At 67.6% G+C, this 19,724-nt stretch carries 14 protein-coding genes and 1 pseudogene; 5 read left to right on the forward strand and 10 right to left on the reverse strand.

From position 1 onward, the window contains the following. Window positions 1-319: 319 nt before the first annotated feature. The 4 genes from ACFOW8_RS14890 to ACFOW8_RS14905 all read right to left on the reverse strand — a co-directional run bounded on the left by ACFOW8_RS14890 (window position 320) and on the right by ACFOW8_RS14905 (window position 2,585). Window positions 320-727 (reverse strand): FkbM family methyltransferase, encoded by a 408-nt coding sequence (locus ACFOW8_RS14890; RefSeq protein ID WP_378552010.1) that lies wholly within the window; start codon window positions 725-727, stop codon window positions 320-322. Beyond that, the gene (locus ACFOW8_RS14895) at window positions 634-1,008 is read right to left on the reverse strand and encodes an FkbM family methyltransferase (RefSeq protein ID WP_378552012.1); all 375 of its coding nucleotides are present in this window, start codon (window positions 1,006-1,008) and stop codon (window positions 634-636) included. Before ACFOW8_RS14895 ends, ACFOW8_RS14890 begins: the two co-directional genes overlap by 94 nt. A gap of 311 nt (window positions 1,009-1,319) precedes the next feature. After that, window positions 1,320-1,853, reverse strand: coding sequence for a hypothetical protein (locus tag ACFOW8_RS14900; protein ID WP_378551210.1), 534 nt, complete (start codon window positions 1,851-1,853; stop codon window positions 1,320-1,322). A 30-nt stretch (window positions 1,854-1,883) separates the two neighbouring features. Then, complete coding sequence (locus ACFOW8_RS14905; RefSeq protein ID WP_378551211.1) at window positions 1,884-2,585, reverse strand: hypothetical protein; 702 nt, start codon at window positions 2,583-2,585, stop codon at window positions 1,884-1,886. A gap of 115 nt (window positions 2,586-2,700) precedes the next feature. Here ACFOW8_RS14905 and ACFOW8_RS14910 point away from each other — a divergent pair. Next, a pseudogene (locus ACFOW8_RS14910) lies at window positions 2,701-4,340 on the forward strand (IS1634 family transposase). Window positions 4,341-5,334: 994 nt separating this feature from the next. On the opposite strand, the gene ACFOW8_RS14915 reads toward ACFOW8_RS14910, so the two are convergent. The 6 genes from ACFOW8_RS14915 to ACFOW8_RS14940 form a co-directional block, all read right to left on the reverse strand. After that, window positions 5,335-6,759: a cutinase family protein gene (locus ACFOW8_RS14915; protein WP_378551212.1), complete on the reverse strand. Its 1,425-nt coding sequence runs from the start codon at window positions 6,757-6,759 to the stop codon at window positions 5,335-5,337. Between the two features lie 28 nt (window positions 6,760-6,787). After that, entirely contained in the window at window positions 6,788-7,792 is a 1,005-nt protein-coding gene (locus ACFOW8_RS14920; protein ID WP_378551213.1) for a C40 family peptidase, read from the reverse strand. A 7-nt stretch (window positions 7,793-7,799) separates the two neighbouring features. Continuing rightward, on the reverse strand, window positions 7,800-8,816 hold the full coding sequence (locus ACFOW8_RS14925; protein WP_378551214.1) for a replication-relaxation family protein: 1,017 nt from the start codon (window positions 8,814-8,816) through the stop codon (window positions 7,800-7,802). Window positions 8,817-8,880: 64 nt separating this feature from the next. Further along, complete coding sequence (locus tag ACFOW8_RS14930; protein WP_378551215.1) at window positions 8,881-11,361, reverse strand: type IV secretory system conjugative DNA transfer family protein; 2,481 nt, start codon at window positions 11,359-11,361, stop codon at window positions 8,881-8,883. Then, on the reverse strand, window positions 11,358-12,365 hold the full coding sequence (locus ACFOW8_RS14935) for a TRM11 family SAM-dependent methyltransferase (protein WP_378551216.1): 1,008 nt from the start codon (window positions 12,363-12,365) through the stop codon (window positions 11,358-11,360). Before ACFOW8_RS14935 ends, ACFOW8_RS14930 begins: the two co-directional genes overlap by 4 nt. Before the next feature lie 49 nt (window positions 12,366-12,414). Beyond that, window positions 12,415-13,056 (reverse strand): hypothetical protein, encoded by a 642-nt coding sequence (locus ACFOW8_RS14940; protein ID WP_378551217.1) that lies wholly within the window; start codon window positions 13,054-13,056, stop codon window positions 12,415-12,417. A 475-nt stretch (window positions 13,057-13,531) separates the two neighbouring features. Between ACFOW8_RS14940 and ACFOW8_RS14945 the strand changes: the two genes are divergently transcribed. From ACFOW8_RS14945 to ACFOW8_RS14960, 4 genes are read left to right on the forward strand one after another with little or no spacing between them, the layout of a single operon-like run. Further along, window positions 13,532-14,458 (forward strand): hypothetical protein, encoded by a 927-nt coding sequence (locus tag ACFOW8_RS14945; protein WP_378551218.1) that lies wholly within the window; start codon window positions 13,532-13,534, stop codon window positions 14,456-14,458. Next, window positions 14,455-14,853 carry a pilin gene (locus ACFOW8_RS14950; RefSeq protein ID WP_378551219.1) on the forward strand — a complete coding sequence of 133 codons (399 nt, stop codon included), beginning with the start codon at window positions 14,455-14,457 and terminating at the stop codon, window positions 14,851-14,853. The genes ACFOW8_RS14945 and ACFOW8_RS14950 overlap by 4 nt, the downstream gene beginning before the upstream one ends. Window positions 14,854-14,888: 35 nt before the next feature. Next, complete coding sequence (locus ACFOW8_RS14955) at window positions 14,889-16,739, forward strand: hypothetical protein (protein WP_378551220.1); 1,851 nt, start codon at window positions 14,889-14,891, stop codon at window positions 16,737-16,739. Further along, window positions 16,736-19,576: a TraG/VirB4 family ATPase gene (locus tag ACFOW8_RS14960; protein WP_378551221.1), complete on the forward strand. Its 2,841-nt coding sequence runs from the start codon at window positions 16,736-16,738 to the stop codon at window positions 19,574-19,576. The genes ACFOW8_RS14955 and ACFOW8_RS14960 overlap by 4 nt, the downstream gene beginning before the upstream one ends. The last annotated feature ends 148 nt before the right edge of the window (window positions 19,577-19,724 follow it).

The following is a 19,724-nucleotide window of genomic DNA, read 5'->3' on the forward strand; positions in this document are numbered from 1 at the left end:
GTTTCTGTGCGTATGGGGGCTACTTGGTGCGGTCGATGGCCTGGATGATCCAGTCGATCAGCACGGCGACGGCCTGTCGTTGCCGCTGGCGTCGAACCGGGCTGTGTGACTGTTCTGGGAGCCCGTAGAGGCGGTGCCCGTGTGGTGTCCGGTGCGCCTGCCCCGGCTGTAGCGGAGTAGTTCTGGGTCAAGTTGGGGACCGCACCACCGACCACGTGCGGGCGGCTCGGTGCTGCGTATTACAGGGCTCGGTCCGGTGACCGTGGTGGGCGAGCGCGGTTGCTCGGCGAAGAACGTCGCGGGACTCGGCCCGGCCACGTCACGCGGTGAGGCGGCCGGCCTCGCGGGTGAGCAGCACATCTGTTTGGGCGGTGATCGGTTCGACCAGCGGCGCGAGCCGACGCGGGTGCGCGAGAAACGCCACCACATCGGGCGGATCATAGGGATTCGGGATCACGAATCCGCGAAAACCCTTGTGTAGAAACGGAGCAAGCAACGCGGCGATGGTTGCCCCGGGAGAACGCCCGGCCGGGGTGAGCTCCACCAGTCGCTCGCAGCGAGGGTGTAGGCGCGGGATCAGAGCCGCGATGTAGGCGAGCACGATGTGCTCGGCGCCTTCGACATCGATCTTGATCAACCCCGTTCGGGCCACTGTGTCCTCGTCGAGGATCTGGGCGAGCGGCAGCCCGTCGACCTCGTAGCGCGAGCTGTGTGACGCGGGGCGGATCGTGGTGGTCGCTGCGGCGTTTCCCTGGTCCGGGTCCACAACGTCGCCTGACCCGCAGCCTCGGTGACCGCTGCCGCGATCACCGACATAATCTCAGTGTGACCGTTGAACGCGAGGTTGCGTGCGCGCAGGTCACGAGCTGGAGGCGCGGGTTCGACGGCCACGACTCGCCCGGTCGGGCCGACCACGCCCGCGGCGAGGACGCTGTTCCAGCCTCCGGCGGCACCGATGTCTACGAATACCTCACAGGGGGCGAGGTCTTCGGTGATGACCCGCGAGATCTCCGGCTCTCACACTCCGTGGCAAGTAGATGGTGCTTGCGATGAAATCGAGAGTGTCGTCCACGTGAAAACGGCCGCCGTCGCGGGTTGCGAGGACCAGGTTCCTACGAGGACGCTGGCGTAGGTCGACATTGAGCCGTTGCCGCACGAGTCGGCGGTTGAGCGCGGCGCCCGGTCCATTGCGGACCTTCGGCAGGTCGCGAGCAGCAACACCTTTCAGGGTTGGCGACGCTAAACTGTGTGCTGCTAGAGATTCTGGGGGTGCGGACGCGGCTCAGCGCTCCTCCAGGTCGAACTAGGGCTGCTCGATTTCATCTCGGTAACTGTTTCAGGGCTGCAACTGACCAAACCTCGATATTCTTCAGGTAGGCTTTATCTGGATTATTTCGCTCTGCCTTCTCCTTGGCGGCGGAATGGTCGGTGAGGAATCTGGTGAGGTGTTCTACAGAGGCGTCGTCGCGAAGTTGCGCGCGCAGGCATCCGAACCGCGTGTTTTCTAGCTCCATTGCAAGGTTGCTCCAGTCGTAGACACGTTGGTCGGCCTCCTGCGGGGCGACATCCATCCCAAATTTTACCTTTGCAACTTCCGTGCGCAGTGCAATTACTGATCCAAAGCAGGTGGTCTGTGCTTGCCTCGCGTTGTTTGCCGAGTTTATCGACCATGGCAGGTATATTCCGGCCCCGATGAGTGCGGCCAATGCGACGGCCAAAGTGGCGGCGACTTCTGTTGCTGGCCCGACAGTGGCTCCGAATTTTGATTCAATTGCTTTTATGGTAGCGAGAAGGAGGGCGAAAGCCGCGACAGTTGAGGCCAGTGTAATCGAGACCCAGAGGGCTATTTCCAAGGTAGGTTTTCCTTTGGCGCTGAGCGCGAGCTATTGATTTGGCCCGAGGACTGCAATGCTTAACGGCTGGCCCGAAATGCTGCCATTCTGTGTATCGACCTTTACTTGAAGGTTGGGACTGAGAAACAGCCTTCCCTTCTCCCAGTTGTGCGGATAGGTAGCTTCGAGTGATGGCCGGTCGCAGACCTTGAGCTGGAATTTCAAGTATGCGGTGCCGTCAGGGGCAAAAGCGCCGAGATTGAGTAGCTGTCGCGTACTGGCTACCCTTTCCCATTTCCCGTCGGTAGCGCTGGTGGCGACCTCCACGCTTCCGGGAACTAATGAGGTGCATCGAGGCAGGGCATCGAATCGGAACAGAACATCATTTTGCTGCACACTCCCAGTGTTCTTATATTTAGCTTTTACGGTGACAACTGATTCTGGTTTGACGTCGGCGCGTATCTTCGGCTCTGTGTTGCGATCTGGGTCGCTTATCCAGTTCTCGGCCGTGAAACGTGGCTGATCGGCGACGAAGTCGAAGGATACAGTCCTGTAGCAGGCTGTTCCTTCCAGCTCCCCATCTAGTTCATCGCAGCCGAGAAGCGCGCCATCGGTGCCAAGTTCGGCGATGTCCAGCTTCCTGCCGTTGGCTTTTCCTGGCGTGTGCAGAACTGCGGTTTCCGGGATGAACCGAAGTGCGATGCCGGTCTTTTCTGTAGGTAGAGTCAACACAACGGTATCCCAAACTTCCATCGGACCTGAGTTGGCTCACGTCATCTCGGTTGGCGGGTTTGCGGGTCGCTGACCTGGAGTGATGTTGATGGTTGGTGCCTGTTTCAGGCACTAACGGGGTCGGTAGTCTCGGGTGGTGGCGTGGATTCGGCGGGTGCGGACGGGTTCGGGTGCGACGGCGGTGCAGATCGCGGAGTACTCCGGCGGCCGGCGGCGGATCGTGGCTCATGTGGGGTCGGCCCATACCGAGGCCGAGCTCGGGATCCTGCTGGAACAAGCCCGTGACCTGCTAGAAGACGCTGCGCAGGGAGTGCTGGACCTGGGGGTCGATCCCGCCGCGCGGGTCACCGCGCTCGCGGGTCGGCGTGAAGACGGCATGCTGTTCGATGCCGGCGGCGCTGACGGGCGGCCCGCCGAGATGGTGGCGGCGGGCCGGGTGACGGGCACGAGTTCACAGATACTGTTCGAGGCGCTGGCCGGGGTGTATGACTCGTTGGGGTTCGACACGGTGGCCGATGCTGTGTTCCGGGACTTGGTGATCGCCCGGGTCGTGGAACCGACGAGCCTGCTCGACACCGGTCGTGTCCTGAAAGACCTTGGGCAACAACCGGCTTCCTACGCGACGATGAAACGCACCCTGGCCCGCTGCGCTGGTGGCCGCTATCGTGACCAGCTCGCCGATCTCTGCTTCCGTCACGTATTGACCAGCGGTGATGTGTCGCTGTGTTTGTATGACGTGACCACCCTGTATTTCGAGGCGGAGAAAGAGGACGGCCTGCGCAAGGTCGGCTATTCCAAGGAACGCCGCGTCGACCCGCAGATCGTGGTGGGCCTGCTGGTCGACCGGCACGGGTTCCCCCTCGAAATCGGTTGCTGGGAAGGCAATAAGGCCGAGAAGCACACGATCGTGCCGATCATCACCCAGTTCCAGGCCCGGCATCGGATCGAAAGCATCGTCGTGGTCGCCGACGCGGGCATGTTGTCGGCGGAGAACCTGACTGCGCTCGACGAGGCGGCTATGCGGTTCATCGTCGGCTCACGGGTGATCAAGGCCCCGATCGATCTGGAGTCCCATTTCCGCTGGCATGGTGAAGTATTCACCGATGGTCAGGTCATCGACACCCTCACCCCGAAACGCGGCGCCAACCTCGATAACAACACCGCGGTCCGAGCCGAACCGGTCTGGGACCCCGACACCCATCCCGGATCATGGCGGGCGGTCTGGGCCTACTCGACCAAACGCTACGTCCGAGACAACCGCACCCTCAACGCCCAGGAAGCCCGAGCTCGCGAAGTGATCGACGGGACCAAAAGCGCTCGGACTCCACGGTTCGTCACTACCAGCAAGGGCCACACCGCCCTCGATGAGGCGCCGCTCTGACCCGCGCCCGCCGCCTGGCCGGTCTGAAAGGCTACGTCACCAACCTGCCTGCACACCTGATGCCCGCCGGCCAGGTGATCGCCAGCTATCACGACCTCTGGCACGTCGAGCAGTCGTTCCGGATGTCGAAGACCGATCTTGCTGCCCGGCCGATGTTCCACCGCACCCGCGACGCGATCGAAGCACACCTGACCATCGTGTTCACCGCCCTGGCCGTCGCCCGCACTGCTCAATCCCGCACCGGCGCAAGCATCCGCGCGATCGTGCGGCAACTCCGCGTCCTACGCTGCGCCACCATCGCCATCAACGGGACCGAGCAAACCTTCCCACCAGCCATCAACCCCGAACAACAGGCACTCCTCAACGCCCTCACCCACCACAACGTCAGGCACTAACCGAATGAGCCAACTCAGGTCGGATACGAATTGTCGGCCGAGAGTCGAACGGGCAATTGTGCCGATCCTACTACCGTTGACGGAAATTGCAGCTTCAATCTCAAATTCTTGGTCTTCGAATCAGTGCCGCCGGGTTGGGCGGAGTTGCTGAAATGGACCAATCCGGTCAGCCTCTCCATGCCTTCAATGTCCAAGGTATCCGTAAAGGCCGTGTGTTGATCCTGTGTCCGTTTAACTTGGAAGAAATTTCGCTCGTCACCGTAATGTGGATGGTTCGAGAAGGAATTGAGCGATACGCGTTGACCAGGATTCTCGTAAGAAAGCATGGTCCGGTCCGGCCCCCATGCATTTTGGGCTTGATACGGCCTTTGGTCGGGATCCCCGATTGCGTGATTCTCTGGTGCGTTTCTGCTACAAGCGGCACTATATAGTAGCGCAGCAACAACTGCCAGGATGAATATCTGGACTTGAGCTGTCCTTCTCATTCGAATCTCCGATCGTGGCGAACTCGCCTGTGCCGCAAGGGATCCATCCCGCAACGCTGCGGGATGACAGTATCAGTCCGCGCTCTTCCTGAGACCGTGTTGCGAAGACGCAGCTCCGACATGGGGCGAAGGTGTCCTGCCAGCATGATGAAGTGACGGTGCCCGGGTTATCGGACTGGAATCAGCGAGTGTGGGCGAGGTAGCCAGAGTCGTTGCCACCGTGACTGCAAGCCCTCAGCGCGCAAATCGCCGTCCCGCAGGATCTTCCAGGTCTTCGCCTGGGTACAGCGCGTTCCGCGCGAGCACAGACCTTGTGATGGGACTCCCTGTGTACCTGTCCTATTCCGGCAGCTCGACGCCTGTCCGGTTCCGCCGCATCAGCACCCTGGCCGCATCGACCGCACCCGTTGTGCCGCCGCTCATTTCCTGCCCCACCTATCTACTGAAACGGCCGGTGGTGCCGAGCAATCCGCTGACATCACCGGCCGTTCGGGCACGCACAGGCTCGGCTAGCTGGTGTGGTCGATGGTCTGCGTGATCCAGTCGGTCACCACAGGGGCGGCGGTGTCGTAGCCGGTGGCGTCGAACGTGGCTGTGTGGCTGTTCTGGGGAGCCGGATCGGTAGTGCCCGTGCCGGTGTCTATTCCGGCGGTGGTGGCGGTGTAGGTCTGGGCCAGGGTGGGGAACGTGGTGCCGGTGAACGCGGTGGCGGTGGTGGCGAGGAGGTCGGCGGCGATCGGGGCCAGCCCGGTCAGTGCCAGCACCGCCGCGACGGGGTCGCCGTAGGCGAGGGTTTCCACGGCGGTCCAGGCGATCTCCTGAGCGCGCCCGGCGTCGGTGGCAATGCGGGAGATGTCGAGTCCGGCCAGGACACCGACGATCTCGGCAGCGACCAGCGCGACCCCTGTGGTGTCGAAGGGCGCGGCCAACCGCAGTGCCTGGGACACCAGGCGCAGGTCGAGTCCGTCGACCATTTCGACCAGTGGGTTGAACTGGTTGTTCAAGTCACCCGAGACACGGTGCACGCCCTTCAGGTCCCCGGCGGTGATCAGGCCGGGTAGCTGGGCGAGGCCGTCGATGATGGCGGGCACGTTCGCGGTGAAGCTGGCGAGCCCGCGCAGGACGGTGACGACCTGGGCGAGGACCTGGGAGGCACTGATCGGCCCGATCGAGGCCGAGTCGATGGTGGTCGGAGTGGTTGTGGTGGTGGGTTGCGCTGTGGTGGTGGGCGAGGCTGTGCTGGCCGGAGCCGGGATGGAGGTGGTGGCCGAGGTGGCGGTGGTAAGAGCGCGGCTCACCGCGGCGAGGACCGGAGAGGATTCGGGGGTGGTCGAACAGTAGCTGTCCCCTTCGAGGCACAGCGTGCGGACTCGGTCGGCCAGTTCGCCGAAGCCCTGCGAGCGTGGCCCGGTGACACCCTGCCCGGAGACCGGGGTGCCGAGCTGGGCGGTGGCCGGGTCGCGGCGCGGGTCCGAGACGAGCGCGACGGCGACGACGCGGGAGGCCGGGATCGGGCCCCTTCGGTTGCCGAGGGTGGTGGCGAGGTCGCCGGTGACCTCGGCGCTCTGGCCGTAGCCGGCCAAAACGACTCGGGTGTCCGAGCACAGCCCCTTCACCGCCGCGGTGAGGTCGGCTTGGCTCACCGACCCCTCGCCGGAGGAAGGCACGAGGGTGCGGACCTCGATGTCGGAGCCGTATCGGGCGGTGAGCGATTCCCCGAGCTGGGTGAGGATCCCGTTCGTGGCCTGTCCGGTGGTGGGCGTTGTCTCGTAGGTGCCCGGTGCCAGTAGTGCGGTCCAGCGCGGGCACTGGGTAGCGGTGCGGTCGGGTGTGGGTTCTGCGGCGGCGACACCGGCCGTCACGGTGGTCGCGGCGATGGCCGCGCACAGTGCCGCGCGGGCGGTGCGGTGGAGCGGGGAGTTGTTGCGGTGCATGGGGTTCTCCGTTCGGGCGAGGGGTTGATCAGGAGGCGGCGCGGGTGTCGTCGTGGGCGGGTGTGGGTCTGCGGGCGGCGTAGTAGTCGTCGCCGTTCCACCGGTAGGGCGAGACTTGGACTGGCTGGTTGAAGGTGGGTGCGTGCACCATCTGGCCAGCGCCGAGGTAGATCCCGACGTGGTGGACGTCAGCGCTGGTGCCGTAGAAGACGAGGTCGCCGGGAGTGAGCTGGTCCTCGGACACCGGTGTGCCGGTGTGGATCTGGTCGTAGGTGGTGCGGGGGATCGAGATCCCTGCGGCGCGGTAGGCGGCCTGAGTGAGTCCCGAGCAGTCCCAGCCGCCGTTCACCTCGGGCCCGTTGCCGCCCCACACATACGGCAAGCCGAGCTGCGCGCAGGCGAACGAGATCACCTGCGCCGCAGCGGAACTCGGAGGGGAGGCGGTGGTGCAGTCGCCGCCGGAGGTGTCGGGCATGGTGGCTCGATAGCGGGCGGCCTGGTCCAGGACGTCGCGGACATACCAGTCGGCGTGGTTGTAGGCGAAGATCGCGCTGTACATGTCAGCGGGCGCACCCGAGTCGCACAGATAGAACGCGGCAGCGTGTACCGCGTCGGAGGCGTTGTAACGCGAGGGCGGGCTCGCCCCACCGGCGGGCAACGGATGCCGGGAGACGACGGAGTCGAACGTCGGGGCCAGGAATTGCATCGGCCCACCAGCTCCGGAAGCGTTCTCACTCGAGGAGACGCCCGGCAAGGTGGAGCGGCCGTGGTCGGTCTCGATCTTGCCGATCGCGGCGAGCACCGACCAGTCCAGACCGGGACAGTCCCCGGCGGCAGCCTGGTAGAGCACGAGCATCTCGGCCGGGATGTCCTGCTGGGCTTCGGTACTCGGGGTCGAGCCGGTGCCGGTCGAGCCCCCTGGGGCGGGAACGAGCGCGCTATCGAACACGACCACGGCGCTGACCACCGTCGCGATGACGACGGTGAGGAACACGAACCCCGCGAAGCCCGCCCCGAGGGACTTGACCAGCATCGCTACCTCACCACGACTCGGAAACCGGCGGCTGGGGTGGCGGTGGGGCGAGGGTGATGATGCCGCCCAACGCAGTCGGTTCCGGGTCGATCTCCTCGGCCGGTGGCGTGCGTCCGGGCCACAGGTCGGCGAGGTGGTGCAGGCGTTTGCGTTCGGTGTCGGTGCCCAGCGGCAGCCACACCTGCTCGGCGGGGCTGGCCTCAGTGCTGGGGGAGACGAGTTCGGCGGCAGCGGTCGCCACCGGCACGGCCTCCGGGTCGGGCAGCCGCTCCCACGTCCGGCGCAGCGCCGCGCGGGTTCTTGTCTCGCGGGCGAGGGTCGGTACCCAGAACAGGACCGGGGTGATGACGCCGGTAGTGCGGGCCAGCTCAGCGAAGCCGTTCAGTTTGGCCGCGACCTTGGACAACCCTCGGGTGGTGTCGAGGTCGTATTCGAGAAAGAAATCGAGGGTCGTCTCGGCGTAGGTGTAGCGGCCGAAGGCGTCGGGGTGGGCGAGGTCTCCCCACAAGCGCTCGCAGCGGGTCTGGGACCACCACGCCCGCACCTGGGAGGGTTCGCCGCGCTGGTCGTGGGCGGGGTAGGCGATCAGGGCGGTGAACCAGTCGGCCACGCCGAGGGTGTGGGCCAGGTGCAGGCTGTGGGAGACGGCCAGGGCGCGCTGGTGGTTGTAGCCCAGCTCGCGCACCGTGATCCCGGCTTCCGCGGCGAGCACCCCGGCACCGGCTGGGGCGAGTACCCAGTGCATCGGGGCGCTTCCCCGAGTCCGCAACGGCCGGAACCTGTCCACAACGCCGTAGCGGTGCAGCAGAGTCAGACGCCGCAACGCGATGGCAGGGGTCGGGAAGGCGAGGGCGGCGAGCTGGTTGGTGGTCAGGACACGGTGCTCGTGCAGCATCCGCAGGATCCACCGGTCCCGCTCGGTCAACTTCCCGACGAGCGCGGTCAGGTCGAGCGGTCGGGGGCGGGGCCGGTTGTCGGGTCGGGGTCGGCGGCTGTCGGCTTGCTGGGCGGGGCGGGAAAGCATCTGTGGCACTGCCTTTCTCGGTACAGATGGAAGGGGGTAAGGGTTGGGTGGCGGGAGGGCTGAGTCAGTCGGTGGGCGCGGGGCCAGGCGTGGATGCTGGGGCGGCCAGGCGGGCACGGGCGGCGGCAGCGATCTCACGAGCACGGCCCGGGATCGGCGGGTCGAGCGGGCGGGTGGTGAGGGTGAAGGGGCGGTCGTTGCGGCCGTCGACCAGCAAGCGGGCGGCGGCGTGGAAGGCGTCCAGATGCGACAGGTCGTGCTCGGACAGCCACGGATCGGTGTGACGGGCCAGATCGCGCGCGTCATCGGGTGACACGGCGAAGATCACCTTGTTGCGGGCGTTGGCCGAGATGCCGTCACGTAGCTCCCGGGAGAGCTGGCCGAGGTTCTGGTGTGCCAGCAGAAGCGATAGGCGTAGTCCTCGGGCTTCGGCGAGCATGTCCTCGATCGGCGTGCTCAGGTTCAAGAAGTTCTGAGCCTCGTCGAGCACGAGCGCGGCGTCAGGCCGATCGGCAGAGGGCACCCGGGCTCGTGCGGTCACCGCCTGCCAGGTCCGTGCCACCAACAGCGATCCGACCAGCCGTGAGGTTTCTTCTCCGAGCGAGCCTTTGGGCAGGCGCGCGAGGCAGATGCCGCCGTTGTCGAGGATGTCGGCGAACTCGACGGTGCTGGGGCCGCCTGCGATGGCCGACCGCACGAACGGGCGTAGCAGGAACGCGCGCAGCTTGTTGAGCAGGGGGCCGGTGAGTTGGGCGCGGCCGGTGTCGGAGAGTTGCTCGTAGGCGTCCCAGAACCCGCGAAGCACAGGGTCTTTGGTGGTGCGGGTGACTCGGGATCGGAACGCGGACTCGGTGAGCAGGCGGGGTAGGTCGGCCAGGGTCGCGGTGCCTGGTTGGGCGCAGAGGGTGAGCAGGCTGGCGCGCATGATGTCGTCGGTGCGTGGTCCCCACCACTGGTGAAAGATGCGGTGGAAGACGGTGACGAGGTTGTCGACCGCGAGATCGGTTCCCGCGCGCCCGATCCGGCCGATGTCGAGGGGATTCACACACGGCGGAGGGGCCGAGGAGTCGGCATCGAAGAGCACCACTCGATCGGCCATGCGGGAAGGCAGCCGGGACAGCACGTCGGTGACGAGGTCGCCTTTGGGGTCGATGACGATCACCCCGCGCTCGGCCTCGGCGTCATCGAGGATCGTGCGCGCGAGCAGGGTGGATTTGCCGACGCCGGTGGGGCCGAGGATGTGCAGGTGGTGGCGAGCGTCGGAGATCTTGACCGCGACCGGGCGGCGAGTCCCGGTGTCGGCCATCCCGAGTGGTTTCGTGAACTCGCCGCCGACCGGGATCTCCGGGGCAGGCGACAGGGCGCGGGCTCCGGCGCGTTGCAGGCCGGGTAGTCCGTCGTCGGTGGGTAGATGCGCGATCGTGGCCAGTTCGGGTACCGACAGCACGTCCCCACGTCCGAGACGCCGCTGCCGGATCAGCCGTTCGAGGCGGAAGGGTCGACGGCGACGCCGGTAGTAGTTGTGGTCGGTGCAGGCCCCGAACACCGTGGCCAGCGCATCGGCGCGCCCGCGCGCCACCGCCCGCGCTTCGCCGTTCGAGTTGATCTCGTCGGGGTCGGTGGAGACCGGGATCGAGGCGGCGTAGCGGACCACCGTTTCCCAGTGCGCCCCTCGGGCTTTCGCGGCTGCCGCGCGGGCGGCTGCGCTGTACTCCAGCGACATCGGGCGGTCGGCGGCCTGCCCACCACCCACTCCGCCGGTGGCGGAGCGGGAATCGCGTGCCGATCCCGTGCCTGGCGTGAGCAGGTTCAGCGCCTCACGCAACAGACCCACCACGATCCCGGCGCGGCTGCTGGTGCTCGCCGCGGCGCGGGTGGCTCGGGCGACGCGGCGGCCGGTGACCGGGCGGGCGAGGACCTGCACGCACACGGCCTGGCCGGGGGCGAGGTCGTCGGCGGCGGTGATCAGGTTGCGCACCAGATCCCCGGAGTGATCGGTACTCAACGGGAGCCCCTCGCGGCGCCCGAGACGTAGCTCGCCTCCGGCGACAACCCGCCGCACGCCTTTCACCGGGGTCGGCAGCGGGGGCCGGGCCGGTTCGACGGTGTCGGTGTGCGCGCCGGGCCACGCCGAGGCGATGGCGCGTTCGATGAGTCCGGGTGGGATCGCGCCGGGAACCCAGAGCCGGATCGCGGCCCCGCCCTCGGGGGTGACGGTGTACTCGAACCCGAGATGCGGTTGCCCCAGCAGGGTTCTCGCCCAGGCGGGTCGGAGTTGCCCGATGAGGTGGGCCCAGAAGCTGAGTGCGCCTTTGGCGTCGACTTCGGGTGGGGTGAGCACGGTGATCTGGCGAGCACGCGCACTCAGCCGGCCTCGCCGCCACCGAACCGCGAGCCGTACTGCGGCGAGCACCGCGACACCGGCCGCGAACAGAATCAAGGCGTCGGTAGACACGAGTGCGTGTTCGAGGGTTTCGCGGAGGTCGGCCAGGGCCCGGCCGGGCGCGAGGAGCGCCCGGCCGAGCCATCCCTGCTCGGGATTCACGCGGCCACCGATCCCGGGCCGGTGACCTCGGTGTTCGGCAGAGTCGCCGCGCTGCCGAACGGAAACCGGCCCACGCGGCGGCGTTCGCTCGCCTCGTCGGTTTCGGGCTTGCGCAGGATGATGACGTCCTCGTGGGCGATCAGGTGCATCGGCAGCCCGGCCGCGCGTTGCTTGACGATGAAGTCGCGCTGGAAGAACGAGCTGCGGGCGATGAGTTCGCCCTCGCACAGGCGACCCAGCAACGCCACGCACCGCTCCACCGGCACGAGTCCGGCCAGTTCGCCGCAGGTGTAGAGGTGGGCGGGCAGTGGCACGAGTTCGGCGTGCTGCCGCCATGGTCGCGCGGTGATCACCACATGCCCGCCGGGAGCGAGGTATTCGGCGGCTCCGGCCAGGATCTTGGTGAACCCCGACAGCAGGCGGCCGAGGCCGACGTTGGCGAGGTTGCCGCGATCCAGCACCGCGCCGTAACGGTGGTTCCTTTTCAGCACGGGATCTTTGCGGTTGGCGCGCACGTGCCCGTGCAAGCTGTCGCCGTAGGGCGGAGAGGTGATGACCAGCTTCGCCTGACCACGTAGATCGGCCGGGATCAGCTCGCCCAGCTTGCGGGCGTCGCCGTGGTAGACGTCCGCGGCGAGATCGATCCCGGCCTCCCGCGCGAGCTCGATGTTGGTGCGCGCCAGCTCCGCCCACCGTCCCTCGTACTCCACACCCACCGCGCGGCGACCCAGGTGCAGGGACTCGACCAGGGTGGTGCCGATCCCGCACATCGGGTCCAGCACGAGGTCCCCGGGGCTCGTGTAGGTCGCGACGGCGTGGGCGACGATGGCGGGGAACATCTTCGCGGGATGGGCGGTGCTGTCAGGGTGATAGCGGCCCCGACGCTGCGCGGTGGGCGCGGTCTGGGCCGTCGCCCACACCGACACCGGCGCAGGGGCCAGGACCGGCTGTGCGGGGGTGCCGGAGGCGACGTCGGTGGCGGTGGCGGTCGGTTCGAGAGTCATTCGGGTGTCCTTCGCGTGAGAGTTCCGGTGGGGCAGCGGGTGTGCGGGGTCAGCCATGTGCGGGCTGGAGGAAGACGAAGACGTCGGTGTGCGCGACGGTGTGACGCGCGTTGCCCGAGGGGGCCGGGGTGGGAGTCGCGGTGATCTGGTGGCCGGAGATCGGGGCGGCGATGATGTGCTGGAGGTAGAGCAGATCGGCGGCTTGGGCGGCGGCCACGACTGATCCGGCAGGGTCGAACAGGGCCCCGGAGTCGCTGTGTCGGCAGCGAGAGAAAACGACCAGCAACCCACCCATCGCCAGCACCTCGGTCGCGAGCGCGGTGATGTGTTCGGCGGCGGCGATCGGGTCGAGATGATCGGCGAGCAGACTCGCGACGACCAGATCCACCGGCTCACCGGCCCACGTCCGGTCGGTGGGTGTGTCGAGTCCGTGGCGGCCCAGATCCCCGATCGTGGACAGGGCGGCGGCGGTGTCGGGCTCGATGATCCGCAACGCCCCTCGCGAGACGGGGGCGGGCCAACTCAGCAGCATCACCCGTGCGCCGGGGGCGGAGAATTCGGTGATCGTGTGGACCAGAGCCCGGTCGGGCCAGCGGTCGTCGGGATCGAGGGGCTCGGTCCCCAGCGCCCACAAAGTGGAGGGGACGCGCACGGCGGTGGAGGTGGAACGGCGTCGGGAAGTGGCGGGCATTGCGGCCTCCTGAGCGAGAGAGCGGTGTACTCGCTTACTTCCGCCAAAAGCCCGAAATCGGGACACGGCCGTCCAATATTTTTTCTGAGAATTTCCTGAGGCCGAAAATATGCCCGGAGGCGGCTGTCGGTTTCGTAGAGGTGGAAGAACTTTTTTTAGAATTATTTTCGCGAGGTTGCCGACGCTGTTCACCCGCTCTATCCGGAGACTATCTGAAACATATTCGGTTCATATCCTGGGGATATCCGCGACTTCACAAGCGCAGGTAGGCACGTATATCTGCGTGGATATCCTGCGGCTCGGTGGCGGTGCTACGCGGGGTTGCGAAATATTCGCCAATCCACCCAGGATATGACTTGGATATGTTTCAGATATGGTTTGGGTGTGGTTTGGATAGGGTTTGGGTGCGTTTCGGATATGGGTGCGAGGTGTCCTTGCGAGGTCGGAAGTTCTCGATCGAACAAGGAGATCTGTAGTGACGAATTCACACGTCGCGACATATGTGGGACCGGGCGGAAAGCCGGACTCGCCGCTGGCAGTGGTGTGGGCGGGCTTCGACCGGATGACCGACGAGAACCTGCCCGTCGACCCGGGCCCGGTGCCCGCATCCCAGTCCGGACCCACCGTCCCGGTGTCGACGTGGGGGCAGTTGCGTGAGCGGCTGTGGCACCCGGCGACCCCGATGGCGGAGATCGACGCGATCTGGGCGTGGCTGCTCAACCGAGTCCGCGCCCAGGAAGCGGACGCGATGCTCGTCTGCGCCGGGCTGGCGGCGCCGATGCTGTCGCGCACCGCCAGCGAGTGCGTCACCTCGATCCACACCGCCCGCCATGACATCGAGTCCGAAATCCTGACCGCGTTTCTGACGCACCTCCCGCGCGTCGGCTTGGACGAGCCAGGGGTGTGGCATCGGCTGCGTTGGGGTGCTTACCGCGCGGCTCTCGCATCGGCAAATGGTCAGCGAACCGGCGTGACCCTGGTCGGAGACCTCGACCGTGACCTGGCCCCACTGGGGGAGCGGGGGCAGGCGATGATGTCGGGGCCGGGGCATCCGGAGACGGTGCTGGCCGATGCCGTGGCCGCTGGAGTGATCTCCGCTGACGCGGCCGAACTCATCGCCGCTTCGCGGTGGGAGGGCCGGTCGCTGACCGCGCTGGCGGCCGAACGTGGTGTGTCGCTGTGGAAGTTGCGCAAGCAGCGGCCCCGCGCCGAACGCGCTCTGCTCGCATGGCTGAACGACCGTGCTCGCGACCTCGACCCGGAGCGGACCAGCCCGGTCGAGATGGCGGCGGTCACTGGCCTCGCACCACCGGATCGGTCACCGCGGCGAGGTCGCCGACCACACCGGCACTCGGTCACCCCGGCACCGTCGAGCACCGAGCACGGGCAGGTGGCGGCATGAACACCAACCAGGGACATCGCACCCACACAACGCCACCGTCGGCACGGCGCGCCCGGCACTGGATGCGGGTGCTCGCGGCGACGGCGACGAGCGTGGTGCTGCTGGTACTGCTCGCCGGATCGGCCTCGGCCGCACCACCACACACCGACGTGCTGGCGGTCGCCTCGTCGCTCGATGAGGTGATCGACAACGCGCGCAACTGGATCGTGGGCATCCTGGCCGGGTTGGCGACGTTGTTCTTGACCATCGCCGGGGCCCGCTATCTGCTCGGCGGCGGCGATCCAGCCGAGGTCGAGAAGGCCAAGACCGCGTTCCGCGCCGCCTGCCTCGGCTACGCGTTGGCGATGCTGGCACCGGTCTTCGTCGCCATCCTCAAGTCCATCATCGGAGCCTGACCGTGAACACCCCGGCCCAGGCCCCACTCGCATCCGTGCCCGTCAAGTTCTCGCCGCTCGCGCGCACCGCTGCCGCGAGCGCGGCGGTGGTGCTCGCCGCGGTTCTGATCGCGCTTCTCGGCGTGGTCGGTGCCGCCGCCCAACCCGAGACGCCGACACCGACCGTGCCGGTCACCCCGACCTCCGGCGCGCCTGAGCCGCCGACCCCACCTCCGGCCACGACTCCGCCGAGCCGGTGGGTGACCCCACCTTCCACCACCGCTCCGAGTCCGGCCTCACCCACCCCGACCACACCCGGCACCCAGACACCGACGCCTGGTTCGGGGTCTGGGTCGGCCGAGTGCGGGGTGACCAACATCAACGGGTGCGTGGAGAACGCGGTCGACGGGTTCTTCCGCCGGGTGATGGAGACCTCACTCAACCCGCTGCTCGAGCTGCTGTCGAAAACTCTGCTCACCACACCGGAGCCGGGGCAGATACCCGAGATCGGGGTGCTGTGGAATCAGTCGTGGCAGATCGTGCTCGCCGTCTACGTCCTGGTAGTCATGGCCGCCGGGGTGCTGTTGATGGCACGCGAGACCCTGCAGACCCAGTGGTCGATCCGCGAACTCGCGCCCCGCTTGGCGGTCGGGTTCGGTGCCGGGGGACTGTCGATGATGATCGCCACGGCCGGAATCGGTTTCGCCAACGCCCTCGCCGGTGCGCTCGCCGGAGACGGTGTCGACTCCGGATCGGCCGCCAACGCTCTGACCGAGCTCGCGGTCCACAGTCCCCAGAGCGTCGGTGTTCTCGTGCTGTTGCAGCTGGCGCTGGCGGTGATGCTGCTCGTGCTCATCATCAGCTACGTCGTGCGAGTCACGATCACGATCCTGTTGATCGTGGGCGCACCACTGGCATTGATGTGTCACGCGCTGCCGGGCCTGGACGGCATCGCCCGCTGGTGGTGGCGATCCTTCGCCGCGTGCCTGGCGATCCAGGTCGTGCAATCACTGATCCTGGTGACCGTCCTGCGGGTCCTGCTCACCCCCGGCGGATGGCGCATCTTCGGCCCCGACGCCAACGAGATCGCAGACCTCACTGTCGCTTTGGCGTTGATGTTCGTATTGATCAAAACACCGATGTGGCTTCTGTCGGTCCTCAAGATCGGGCAAGGCCGCAGCTTCGCCGGGTCGATCGTGCGGGGGTTCATCGCCTACAAGACCCTCGGGCTGTTGAAGGGTGCGACCACGAGCAGCGCCCGAACCGCCGCCTCGGCCGCACCTTTTCACCGAGCGCCGCGACCCGCGCGTGCCCCGCGCGCGCAGCGCACCGCCACTAAATCCGGACCTGCTGACCCTTACGCGCGGGTCCGCTCGACGCGAGACGGGCAGTTGATGCTGCCGCTGGAAGGTGTGCGCCGGGTCGCGCGGCAACCCAGCCCGACACCGGCCGAGACGACAGGTACCCCGCCGCCCCGCCCCGCCCGCAGACCAAGGGGACGCCAGCTCGCGTTCGACTTCACGCCACCGGACCCCTACCGGGGCATCCGCGCTGGGGCCGGAGGCCAGTACCCGCTCCCGATACCGGTGCGCCGAGTCCGCCCGACACCACCGGCACCAGTGCCCCCGCCCGAGCGTTCCGGCCGCCGGGCAACACCGCAACAGCTCGCCTTCGATTTCACCGAGCCCGCCCCTGCCGACCCCTATGCGCGTCTTCGGCCGAACCGCAGCGGCCAGTACGCGCTGCCGTTCCCCGTCACCCGGGTCAAACCTGTTCCGCCCCCGCCGAACCCGCCACAGCCACCCGCACCGGCGCGCCCGGCGGAACGGCAGCTGCACCTGCCCATGCCCGACCTACCCGTGCGCCGCCGCGCACCCCGCACACCGAGAGGAGGCACCCCGCGATGAGCACCATCGTGCGCATCCCCGCCGACGTCGACCGCTCCGACCGACTGCTGGGACCGTTCACCGCCCGCCAACTCGCCGTCCTGGCCACCACCGGACTACTGCTGTACTCGGCCTGGACTGCCACCAGAACAGTGATCTCCCCGCCGGTGTTCGCCGCCGTCGCGGCCCCGGTCTTCGTCGTGGTCGTGGTCGCGGTCCTGACTCGCCGCGACGGCCTGTCGGCCGACCTGTTGCTCGTCGCCGCTGTTCGCCATCGCCTGCGCCCACGCCACCTCGTCCGGTCACACGGCAATACCCGGGCTCAGGCACCGCGCTGGATCACGACTCGCACCAAAGGTCGACGTCCTCGGTCGCCGGTGCCTTCAGAACTGTCGGCGAGCCAGGCGCGGTTGCCCGAGTCGGTGTCGAGCAGTGGCAGCGGCGGGGTCGGGGTGATCGACCTCGGCGCCGAGGGCCTCGCCGCCATCGCCGTCGCGGGCACTCTCAACCTGTCGTTGCGGACCCCGGCCGAACAAGACAGCCTCGTCGGCCAACTCGCGGGCTGGCTGCACACCCTGCGCCAACCCGTCCAGATCCTCATCCGCTCGGCCCGCCTCGACTTGACCGAACACATCACCGGCCTGCACACCGCCGCGCAACAGATGTCACCCGACCTCGCCGCGGCAGCACTGGACCACGCCGACCACCTCACCGAGCTGGCCGGCCGCGAGGACCCAGTCCACCGGCAAGTGTTGCTCGTGTGGCGTGAACTTACCGAGGCTCTGCCGACCAGCGGGCTGCGTGCCCGGTTACCCGGGGGGCGCCGAGCGCGGTCCACGCTGTCGGGTGGTGTGCGCCGGGCGGCGGAGTCCCGGTTGCTGCGCCGGATGAACGAGGCCGCCGATGTGCTGTCCCCGCTGGGGATCTTGGTGACCGCCCTGGACCACGACGCCGCCACCGCTGTGCTGGCCAGCTGCACCAACCCCGAGGCACTGGTCTCCGCCGCCGCCGACATCAGCACGGCCGACACCGTCATCACCACCGACCCCGACACTCGAACACCGAACCCGTTCGCCGGAGAGGGGCTCGACCGGTTCGCCCCGGAGTCCCTCACCATCGGCACCCGGCACCTCGAAATCGGGTCCGACTGGAGCGCGACCCTCGCGGTCACCGGCTACCCGCGCGAGGTGACCGCCGGCTGGCTCGCGCCCCTGCTGTCCCACCCCGGCAGAGTCGAGGTCGCCGTCCACGTCGAGCCTGTCGACCCGGCCACCGCCGCGAGCCGGCTGCGGCGCCAGCAGGCCCGCCTCGAGTCCTCCCGAATGCACGACCTCGGCCGAGGCCGTCTTACCGATCCGCAGGTCGACGTCGCGGTGGAGGACGCCGCTGACCTGTCGGCTCGCGTCGCGCGGGCCGAGGCCAGGTTGTTCCGCGTTGGGGTCTACCTCACCGTGCACGCCGGGACGGAATCCGAGCTGGCCGACGAGGTCGCCGCTGTGCGGGCGTTGGCGGCGAGTCTGCTCGTGGACACCTGCACTCTGTCTTATCGGGCGGCGCAGGCGTGGGTGACGACCCTCCCGCTCGGTGTGGACCTGATCCGGGTCCTGCGTACCTTCGACACCACCGCCCTCGCCGCGGCGTTCCCCTTCGACTCACCCCAACTACCCGCCGCCGACCCCGCCCGAGCCGATCGGCCCCAGGGTGTTCTCTATGGCCGCGACGCCGCCTCCGGGTTGTTGTTCGTGGACCGGTTCGGCCCCGAGGCCCACAATCACAACCTCGTCGTGCTTGTCCGCTCCGGCGCGGGCAAGTCCTACCTGGTCAAAACCGAGATCCTGCGGGCGCTGTATCGCGGGATCGAGCAGGTCATCATCGACCCCGAGGACGAATACCGACGCCTGTGCGAGGCCGTAGGCGGTGCCAACATCCGTCTCGGCGCACCGAATGTGCGGCTCAACCCGTTCGACCTGGAAGTCCACACCCGAGCCGACGGTCACCGCAGCGCCCCCGCCGACGCCCTCGTCCGCCGCAAGCTGTTCCTACACACCCTGATCCAGGTCCTGTTGGGGGACCAGACCGCCGCGCAACGGTCCGCGCTGGACACCGCCCTGGCCGCCACCTACACCGCCGCCGGGATCACCGACGACCCCGCCACCTGGACCCGACCCGCGCCCACCCTGAGCAACCTGCGCGACCAGCTCAACCAGTCCGGCACAGCCGCCGTCGAGCTGGCCGCCGGACTACACCCCTACACCGGCGAGGGAGCCTACGCCGGGCTGATCGACGGGCCCACGACCACCGAGCCCGAGGGCGGGATGATCGTGTTCTCGCTGCGGGAACTCCCCGACGAGCTGAAAACCATCGGCACCCTGCTCGTGTTGGACGCGACGTGGCGGCGGGTATCCAATCCTGGTCAGCGGCGGCCTCGCATGATCACCGTGGACGAGGCATGGCTGCTGCTGCGCCAGCCCGCCGGAGCGGCGTTCCTGTTCCGGGCGGCCAAGAGCTTCCGCAAGCACTGGGCGGGACTGACTGTCGCCACGCAGGACTGCGCGGACGTGTGCTCCACCGAGCTGGGGCGCGCGATCATCTCCAACGCCGCCACCCAGATCCTGCTGCGCCAGGCACCTCAGGCCATCGACGAGGTCGCCACCGCCTTCCACCTCTCCGACGGCGAGCAACAGTTCCTGCTCTCCGCCGCACGCGGTTCGGGATTGCTCGCCGTCGGCGGCACCGACCGCGCGGTGTTCGGATCTCTCGCCTCACACACCGAGAACGCACTCATCACCACTTCTCCTGAGTTCCTCGCTTCTGTCGAGAATCCCGACGAGAACTCCGTGACGGTCGAGGTGCTGTGATGGGAACACCTATCCCGGAGTTCGTTGAACATCGCTGAACGGTCAGCGGCCGTCGTTGTCCAGACGGCTGAGGGCGGGGTGGTCGAACACCGTCGTGCAGCAGAAGGCGCCAGCGATGGAAAGGCCGGATAGGTCGCTGAGGCGTCGA

The sequence above is a fragment of the Nocardia rhizosphaerae genome, assembly GCF_042650365.1.
In the GTDB taxonomy this organism is placed as follows: Bacteria; Actinomycetota; Actinomycetes; order Mycobacteriales; family Mycobacteriaceae; genus Nocardia; species Nocardia rhizosphaerae.

Bases quoted from the DNA above. Each gene is read 5' to 3' on its own strand.
- ACFOW8_RS14905 (WP_378551211.1), bottom strand. From the start codon at position 2,585: ATGGAAGTTTGGGATACCGTTGTGTTGACTCTACCTACAGAAAAGACC.
- ACFOW8_RS14915 (WP_378551212.1), bottom strand. From the start codon at position 6,759: ATGCACCGCAACAACTCCCCGCTCCACCGCACCGCCCGCGCGGCACTG.
- ACFOW8_RS14920 (WP_378551213.1), bottom strand. From the start codon at position 7,792: ATGCTGGTCAAGTCCCTCGGGGCGGGCTTCGCGGGGTTCGTGTTCCTC.
- ACFOW8_RS14925 (WP_378551214.1), bottom strand. From the start codon at position 8,816: ATGCTTTCCCGCCCCGCCCAGCAAGCCGACAGCCGCCGACCCCGACCC.
- ACFOW8_RS14935 (WP_378551216.1), bottom strand. From the start codon at position 12,365: ATGACTCTCGAACCGACCGCCACCGCCACCGACGTCGCCTCCGGCACC.
- ACFOW8_RS14940 (WP_378551217.1), bottom strand. From the start codon at position 13,056: ATGCCCGCCACTTCCCGACGCCGTTCCACCTCCACCGCCGTGCGCGTC.
- ACFOW8_RS14950 (WP_378551219.1), top strand. From the start codon at position 14,455: ATGAACACCAACCAGGGACATCGCACCCACACAACGCCACCGTCGGCA.
- ACFOW8_RS14960 (WP_378551221.1), top strand. From the start codon at position 16,736: ATGAGCACCATCGTGCGCATCCCCGCCGACGTCGACCGCTCCGACCGA.